Annotated in this window: 9 protein-coding genes; 3 read left to right on the top strand and 6 right to left on the bottom strand. The window is 65.7% G+C overall.

Features of this window, described 5'->3' with window-relative positions; all coding sequences use genetic code 11:
• Positions 1 to 357, bottom strand: a 357-nt coding sequence (locus JWQ81_RS23850; protein WP_297544729.1) for an NAD(P)H-dependent oxidoreductase, incomplete at its 3' end; no start/stop codon positions are given.
• Positions 358 to 818: 461 nt separating this feature from the next.
• Here JWQ81_RS23850 and JWQ81_RS23845 point away from each other — a divergent pair.
• Together JWQ81_RS23845 and JWQ81_RS23840 are read left to right on the top strand one after the other, a co-directional pair.
• The gene (locus JWQ81_RS23845; RefSeq protein WP_297544728.1) at positions 819 to 1646 is read left to right on the top strand and encodes a fumarylacetoacetate hydrolase family protein; all 828 of its coding nucleotides are present in this window, start codon (positions 819 to 821) and stop codon (positions 1644 to 1646) included.
• 85 nt (positions 1647 to 1731) lie between these two features.
• Entirely contained in the window at positions 1732 to 2094 is a 363-nt protein-coding gene (locus JWQ81_RS23840; RefSeq protein ID WP_297544727.1) for a hypothetical protein, read from the top strand.
• Positions 2095 to 2246: 152 nt separating this feature from the next.
• On the opposite strand, the gene JWQ81_RS23835 is transcribed toward JWQ81_RS23840, so the two are convergent.
• The 5 genes from JWQ81_RS23835 to JWQ81_RS23815 form a co-directional block, all read right to left on the bottom strand.
• Positions 2247 to 2915, bottom strand: coding sequence for a TetR/AcrR family transcriptional regulator (locus JWQ81_RS23835; protein ID WP_297544726.1), 669 nt, complete (start codon positions 2913 to 2915; stop codon positions 2247 to 2249).
• A 169-nt stretch (positions 2916 to 3084) separates the two neighbouring features.
• Positions 3085 to 3303: a hypothetical protein gene (locus JWQ81_RS23830; RefSeq protein WP_297544725.1), complete on the bottom strand. Its 219-nt coding sequence runs from the start codon at positions 3301 to 3303 to the stop codon at positions 3085 to 3087.
• 12 nt (positions 3304 to 3315) lie between these two features.
• A complete protein-coding gene (locus JWQ81_RS23825; protein ID WP_297544724.1) occupies positions 3316 to 5040 on the bottom strand; it encodes a class I adenylate-forming enzyme family protein in 1725 nt (574 codons plus the stop codon).
• Positions 5037 to 5882 (bottom strand): amidohydrolase, encoded by an 846-nt coding sequence (locus JWQ81_RS23820; RefSeq protein WP_297544723.1) that lies wholly within the window; start codon positions 5880 to 5882, stop codon positions 5037 to 5039. The genes JWQ81_RS23825 and JWQ81_RS23820 overlap by 4 nt, the downstream gene beginning before the upstream one ends.
• 14 nt (positions 5883 to 5896) lie before the next feature.
• On the bottom strand, positions 5897 to 6166 hold the full coding sequence (locus JWQ81_RS23815; protein WP_297544722.1) for a hypothetical protein: 270 nt from the start codon (positions 6164 to 6166) through the stop codon (positions 5897 to 5899).
• Between the two features lie 327 nt (positions 6167 to 6493).
• Between JWQ81_RS23815 and JWQ81_RS23810 the strand changes: the two genes are divergently transcribed.
• Positions 6494 to 7375 (top strand): alpha/beta hydrolase, encoded by an 882-nt coding sequence (locus tag JWQ81_RS23810; protein WP_297544721.1) that lies wholly within the window; start codon positions 6494 to 6496, stop codon positions 7373 to 7375.
• The last annotated feature ends 108 nt before the right edge of the window (positions 7376 to 7483 follow it).

Genomic DNA, 7483 nt, shown 5'->3' with positions numbered 1-7483 from the left:
GACGGATAGTCCGGACGCGATGAGGTGGTCCACCCAGGCCTTGACGCTGCTGGGGGGTCCGAAGTTGTACAGCGGAAGTCCGAGCAGGACGGTGTCTGCTGCCTTGATCTCGTTGACCAGTTCTTCGCTGAGCGCCCACGATGCGGCCTGGGCCGAGTCGTGCTGCTCCGCGGGCAGTAGCCGGGCCGGGCCGGTGATCGCGTCGAGGTGTGGGACGGGGTTGGTGCCCAGGTCCCGGTAGGTGAAGGTGCCTCGGGGGTGCGCGGTGCGCCAGACGTCCGCGGCGCGCGCGGTGAGCTTGCGGGTGACGGACCGGTTGCCCTGGATGCTCGAGTCGATGTGCAGGAGGTGCATCACTTCACTGCCCCTTCATAGAAGGTTTGTGTATCATAAACCATTTATCGCATAGTTACAGCAGTAAATCGCATATACAAGTCAATTGCAAGTCCATCATAGTAGCGTATTGACGCGATGGCTCGTCGCGTCGCTCTGCTGTCGTTGCTGAGGCTTTGGCCGCTGCGATCTCGACTGCCGCCGACCACATGGACGTTGAGCTGGACCGCGACGGTCGCTCGTACCTGCTCGCCCGGCCGGCCAGCCGGCCTGGCCTCGCGCAGTGTTGCCAAGCGAGGTTGGGGTCCCGCCGCGCCGCTCACCCCAATCATGCAATTAACTCTTGACTGCTAGTTAATAGCATGAGTAAGTTAATTGCATGTCAATTGCACTGTCTGAGCGCGAGGAGATCGAGCAGAGGATGATCGTTCGTCTCGCGTTGCGCACGATCACACCCGTCATCGGCGCGCGGGCGGCCTGACCCCATGCAACTCTTCCAGACGACTTTGGGTGCGGCCCGCCGCGAGGGCGACGAGCTGGTCATCCTCGACGGGACGGCCGACGTCGTCGAGTGGGCCATGGCCGGTAACGCCGCCGACGCACCGGAGCGGGAGCGTCTCGCCCTGTCCGACGCGGTGCTGCTCGCCCCGACTGTGCCAGCGCAGATCATTCTCGCCGGGCGCAACAACCGCTCGCATCTTGAGGAGATCGGGCAGCCAGCCCCCAAGGCGCTCGTGTTCCTCGTCAGCGATCGCGTCGAGGCGGCCGGGGGACCGGGGACCCCGATCGTGCTGCCGGCCGAGGCGCCGGCGCAGGTGGACTACGAGGGCGAGGTCGCCATCGTCATCGGGCGAGAGGCCCACGACATCGACCCGGCGTCGGCCTGGAACTTCATCGCTGGGGTCACAGCGGCCAATGACGTGAGCGCTCGGGACGTGCAGATGGAGAAGCGGCCCAACAAGGACTACGCGGCCGCCAAGACTTTCCCCTCGTTCAAGCCGCTGGGTCCCGGACTGATCAGCGGTGACGAGGCGCGCGGGACGTTGTCGATCAGGACGACGGTCAACGGCGAGGTGCGCCAGGATGCAGACACCGACGAGCTGATCTTCGGGCTACCCGAGATCGTCGCTACCATTTCCAAGACGGTCGTGCTGCATCCCGGCGACGTGATTCTCACCGGGTCACCCGCGGGCGTCGGATTCGTCAGCGGCCGCTTCCTTTCCCCCGGCGACGTCGTCGAGATCACCGTCGGCGCACTACCCCCACTTCGGAACGTAGTCGCCGCCGCACCGCCCAACGAAAAGCATCCGTGACCATGGCGAGCCCTGCGGCGGAGCCGCACAGCACCGGCTGACGTTCACCATCGACACCGCCGCCGGCGCCGCACTGGAAGCCGAGGTGTTCGGCAAACGGGTCCTCATCATCGACCGCGAGGACTGGCCCGTGGCCGAGGTCGTGGCCGGCTACCGTTCCCAATCCGATGCCGAGTTTTCCTTCAGCCAGCTCAAAGACCGCCACGTCGTGTCATACGCACCGATGCACCACTGGACCGACCACACCATCCGGGTGCACCTGTTCGCCCGCGTCCCCGGCCTGCAGCTGGCCCACCTGATGCGCCGCGAAGCCCGCCGTGGCGGCCTGCGCTTGTCGGTGCGTGAACTTCTGAGCCAGCTGGCCGGCATCGAAGAAAGCGTGCTGATCTACCCGTCCGCCGGCGGGCGACCCACAGTGCGCTGCATGCTCACCGCGACCGCTCCCTAGCAACATCAGCTCGCAGCGATTTTCCACCTAGACCGCTGGGCTCTACAGACTTAGGTCATAGAAAACTTCATGATCAATATGCATCATGACCTGCGCATACACTCAGGAAGATCAACTTATCCAGGAAACTCCGACTAGTTCTGCGTAGCTGTTCAGGCCACCACGGCGATGAAATTCTGAACAAGGTCGGTGACTCGATCGACTGCCTCGTCGGCGGAGCCGGGCGCGTCACCGGTCTGCATGACATGGCGGCGATACCAGTTGGCGGCCAGGATCCAGGATGCGGCGAGCAGGTACGGGCGGCCGTCACGGGCAGGGTCAACGGCCATGCGGTCGGCGACGGCCAGCGTCATCTCCTCGATCAGCGCCTCGCGAACCACGAGCCCCTGGGCCCGGACGCTGGGCGTGGACTCGATGAGTTCGGCGCGGCGGCGCTCGATGCCGATGTCGAGCAGCAGCATCGCGGCGAGGTCCTTGCCGCCGGCGCGCAGGGTCTCCAGCAGGGGCCGGCCGACCGGTTGGGCGCGGATAGCGTCGCCGATCCGGCCTGTCCTGTCGCCGAGGTCCGCGAAAATCACCGCTTCCTTGGTGGTGAAGTGGCGGTAGAAGGTCGAGGGGTCGACATCGGCTCGATCGGCGATGTCGTTCACGGTGACCGCGTCGAAACCCCGTTCGGCAAAGAGTTCGAGTGCCACTGCCGCCAAGACGTTTCGCGTCTCGAGGCGCTTTCGGTCACGCCGGCCCAATGCCGGTCGGACATCGGTATTCTCGGCCACTGCGGACTCCTGCCTCTCAGACTTGCAGATGTTAGTCTCTCGCATAGTCTACTCACCGCGGGCTTCGGTCGGCCTGCTCGACACGATGCGCGCCAGTGCCCAACACCTCGCCGGTCTGCTGATGATCTCGGCACCGAACGCAGGGGGCAGCGTCGTGGATCCTCGCTGCCAAGCGGTTGTCGTGTGGGGGCAGCTCCCGCTCCTCCAGGAACGATCACCGGCCAGGAGCGTGAGTTCCATGCCCACTTGACAGCCAGCCCGACACCGCGCCGACAATTGGCACGTCAGCGCGCAGCAGCGCGTCGGCGGCCAGGGTGAACAGCGGCGCGGGCCTCGGGGCCACGCCCTCGCCGCCGTTCATCAGTTCCGGCGCATCGCCGCCCGAGCAGAACGACCGGTCACCCCCCGACGTGGCCTTCCTCGGGAATGGCATCCATCTTGTCGCTCATCGCGGCCTCACCTGCGCTGCGAGCACAGAACGCAGCTCGTGTTTGAGCACCTTGCCGGTCTGCGTGCGCGGCAGGGGTTCGGACCGGAAAACGACGTGGGCGGGGACCTTGAACGATGCCAGCTGGTTGGCGACATGTTGCTGGACGTCCTCGGCCGTGAGGGTCGCGCCCTCACGCGGGACGACGATCGCGACCGCCTCCTCGCCGAGCGACTCGTGCGGTACACCGACGATCGTCGCGTCCTCGATCGCCGGATGCTCGAAGAGCGCGGCCTCGACCTCGGCGCAGTAGATGTTCTCCCCGCCGCGGATGAGCATGTCCTTCATCCGGTCCATGACATAGACCCAGCCGTCGGTGACCCGGCCGAGATCCCCAGTGCGGAACCAGCCGTCGGTGAAGGCCGCGGCGGTCGCCTCAGGGTTGTTCCAGTAGCCGCGGACGATGCTCGGGCCACGGAACCACAGCTCGCCGACCTCGCCCTCCGCCATATCCTCGCTGGTGGCCGGATCGACGACCCGCATATCGGTCCCGGGGAGGCAGCGTCCGACGCTGTCCGGCCTGGACAGGTAGTCGGAGCCGGAGTGGGCCACGACGGCCGAGGTGGTCTCGGTGAGCCCGTAGCTGTTGCCAGGGGCGACCGGCCGGTCGAAGGTCGCATTCACCCGGTCGACAAGGACCGGGGGGATAGGGGCGCCGCCCATGGCGATTCCGGTCACGCTCGCGTAGTCCTCAGGGTGGGCGGCGGCATCCTCGATGAGCTGACGGATCACGGTGGGCACGCCGGCTACGTTGGTCAGCTGCTCGCGCCGGACCAGTGCGCGGGCCTCCTCGCGGTCCCACTTGTACTGCGTGGCGAGCTTCGCTCCGGTCAACGGCGCAACGCTGATGGCTGTGATGCCAGCGATATGGAAGAGCGGGAACGTGCACAGCGTTCCCGGTTGCGGGGCGTCCGGATCCGGCGCCGGCGGTTCGCCGCCGGCGCCGATCGTGGCGCTCACGAACGCGTTGAGCAGCACGTTGCGCACGTTCGTGCAGTGGTTGCGATGGGTACCGATTGCGCCCTTGGGCTGGCCTGTTGTTCCCGAGGTGTAGAGGATGGTCGAGTCGTCGTCGGGATTGACCTCGACGTCCGGCGGTGTTGCCGCCAGGTCGAGCGAGGCGAGCAGGTTGTCCCACTTCCGCACGCCCGGCGCGGGCCGTCCGCTCCCGCGCACCTCGATCAACGGGATGTGGCCGAGCTCTTCGAGGTGGGGCGCGAGCAACGCGGCCCGTTCGGCGTCGCCTATGAAGAACCTAGCGCCGGCGTCGGCGAGCGCGTAGCGCAGCTCCGCCGCCGTCCCCCAAGCATTGAGCGGCACCAGCACGAGTCCGAGGACCTGCGTGGCCCAGAAGACCGGCGTCCACTCCGGGTAGTTGCGCATGGAGATGGCCACCCGGTCGCCCTTACGCAGGCCGTACTCCTCCTCCAGGCACCGCGCGAGTCCGGCGATGATCCCGGCCTGTTCGGCATAGGTCCAGCGCTCGTCCCGGTAGACGAGGAACGGTCGATCCCCGAACGCCCTGCTTGCCAGCGCGATCTCACGTAGCGTCTGCGGCCCCGTCGTATAGACCCGCATCGGGACGCCGCGGACCATCCGCTCGCCGATCTCGAACCGCTGGCCAGGCGCCGTGAACCTCTCGAGCAACGCGGACCGTTGGGAGACCGCGGATGCGTTCGTCATCGCCCTGCCCCCTCTGGCCGCGCAGCTGGTGGCAGCGATGGCCACCAGCTGAACCAGCGGCAGAGTGCCTCGCCCATGATGAGGGTCTTGTCGGTATCCGACAGCCACGGCAGCTCTTCGGTGAACATGGTGACAGCCTGGCGCCAGGTGCAATTGTCCAGGCGGGTGATGTCGGTTCCCCAGAACAGACGCTCGGGACCGTAAGCGTCGTAGAGGAGACGGATAGTATCGTGCATGCTTTTGAACGGGTATTCATCTTCACGCGCATAGTCTGGTGCCCCCGACATCTTGACGGAGACATTGGGAAAGCGGCTCCATGACAGCAGGTCGTCGTGCTGTATCAATCCCCGGCTTGGCGTGAGACCGACAATGCCAAAGTGGTCGATGGTCAACTTGAGGTCCGGGTACTGAGCGGCCCACCGCTCGACGTGAGGCAGCACGAACGGGCCGCCAAGCGCGACCGGCAGACCCAGTTCCTGGGCGAGCGGCAAGAACCAATCCATGGTCCCGTCTGTCGGCCAACTCCGTTCGTCCTCGAGGCCGCAGAGGAACCTGAAACCGATCATGCCGGGCTGTGAGCGCCAGCGCCGCACCAGGTCGGGAGCCTCGGCGCGGCTTAGGTCGAGCGAGCCGGTCGTCGCAAAACGGTCGGGAAAGCGTCGCGCGGATTCAATCGCATAGCGGGAGTTCACATCGAATGGGGGAGGGGAGTTGATCGCGGCGGTGACGCCCGCCGCATTCATGTCATCGAGGGCCACCTCTGCGAGATGCGGCGTTTGACGATGATGCGGCGGCGGCTGGCCAGAGTCCCAGAGATGGATCTGCGAATCGATGATCAACATTGGCGGCCTCAATTTCAGGCAGGTGGAAAGCGGGATGTCCTGGCGTGGTCGGTTGTGCCGAACTCGGCGGTCGGGTCGTCGGCGGCGACGGCGTTGGATAAAGGCGGTAGGTCGCCGAGCGGACTTCGTTGATGTTGCCCGGCGCGAGGAACTTCGCCTTCGCCATCCCGGATCGACAGCGTGTCGCGGGCCTCACACCCGGTGATGAGTCCAGGCCCCTGCATGCTGGCGACGTGTGGCCAAGCCTCGGCGGTGTCGACGTTGATCGCTTCTCGACCGATCACGACGGCAACCACGCGACGTCGTCATCGGCATGGAAGAACACAATGCTCCGGGCCTCGGCGGTAGCGGTCATCTTGCCTCTCCGAACTGTGACAGTTCCGGTCGGTGTCGGCTTGTCCGGTCGCGGCGCCGCCGAACTAGAACGCGCCGATGGTCGGGGGAGGCGCTGCGGTCGCACCTGAGACGACGACGATCGGTACGCAGCTCAAGATAATTGTGCCCTGCACTTGCAGTCAACACTTACTTGGATTATAGTTGCACAGGCACATTCAAGTGACTGGCAGGTTGTTGGCCGAGCTGCTTGAGGGACTTCTTACGAGGAAGTGTCAATGAAGACGCAGACTGGTATCGCCTACGCCCTCCCGGAGACGCCGGAGCTTCTGGATGTCTACCAACCCGATGACTCCGGCAAGCGCGCCGCGGTGCTCATGCTTCACGGCGGTGGCTGGCGGGTTGGCTCGCGCTCGGACCTCGCGCCGCACGCTGAGGCGCTTGTCAAACGTGGATTCACCGCGGTGGTCGCCGACTACCGGCTGATCCCCGACCACCCGTGGCCTGCCCAAATCCGCGACGTCCGCGCGGCAATCAAGTGGGTCCGGGACAACGCGGACGCTTTGGGGATCGAGCCCGATCGTATCGCTGCATTGGGCTATTCCGCCGGTGCGCATCTGGCGGCGTTGGCGGCGGGCGATCCGGACGGCGCCGCCGCCAAGGACAACTTGGGTCGGGTGCCGCTCAATGCGGTGGTCCCGTGTGAACCGATAATTGGGGTCCAGGCCGGCCAGTACGAGCGGGGCTACACGCCGGCATGGAGCCTATTTGGACCGGAGCCCGTGCCGACGCAGGACCTCCGCGACGCCAGCCCGATAACCTTTGTGCACCCCGGCTTCCCGCCATCATGCTTCTGCCACGGCGTAGAAGATATCCAGCTATCTTGCGTCGGCAGCATCACCATACAGCAGGCTCTGTCCAGGGTCGGCGCCGTCTCGGACCTGCACCTGTTCTCGACTTACTCGCACGCGCTTTGGAGAATAAAGAGTCTCATAGAGCCGCTAATGGACGTCGTGGCGCCGTTCCTCGATCGGACCATGGTGGATCCCAAGCCCTATGCCGCCGAGATCGTCGATTTCTGGGCCTCGCTGCCCCCCGGCTTCGGCCATGCCGTGCCGGCGGAATACACGGAAGTCAAGATCCCGGGCCGGTCGGGCTGACGACCGTCAACGCTCGCGGCAACTGGCGCCCTTCGGGAAATCTCAGCCGGTTCATGATTTTCGGACGAACCGGCCTCACCCATTGGCCGGAGAATACAACCGAGGACG

The sequence above is a fragment of the Amycolatopsis sp. genome (assembly GCF_025464955.1).
Classification (GTDB): domain Bacteria; phylum Actinomycetota; class Actinomycetes; order Mycobacteriales; family Pseudonocardiaceae; genus Amycolatopsis.
Note: the sequence above shows the minus strand (reverse complement) of the source record. Positions and strands in the feature narration are given on the sequence as shown.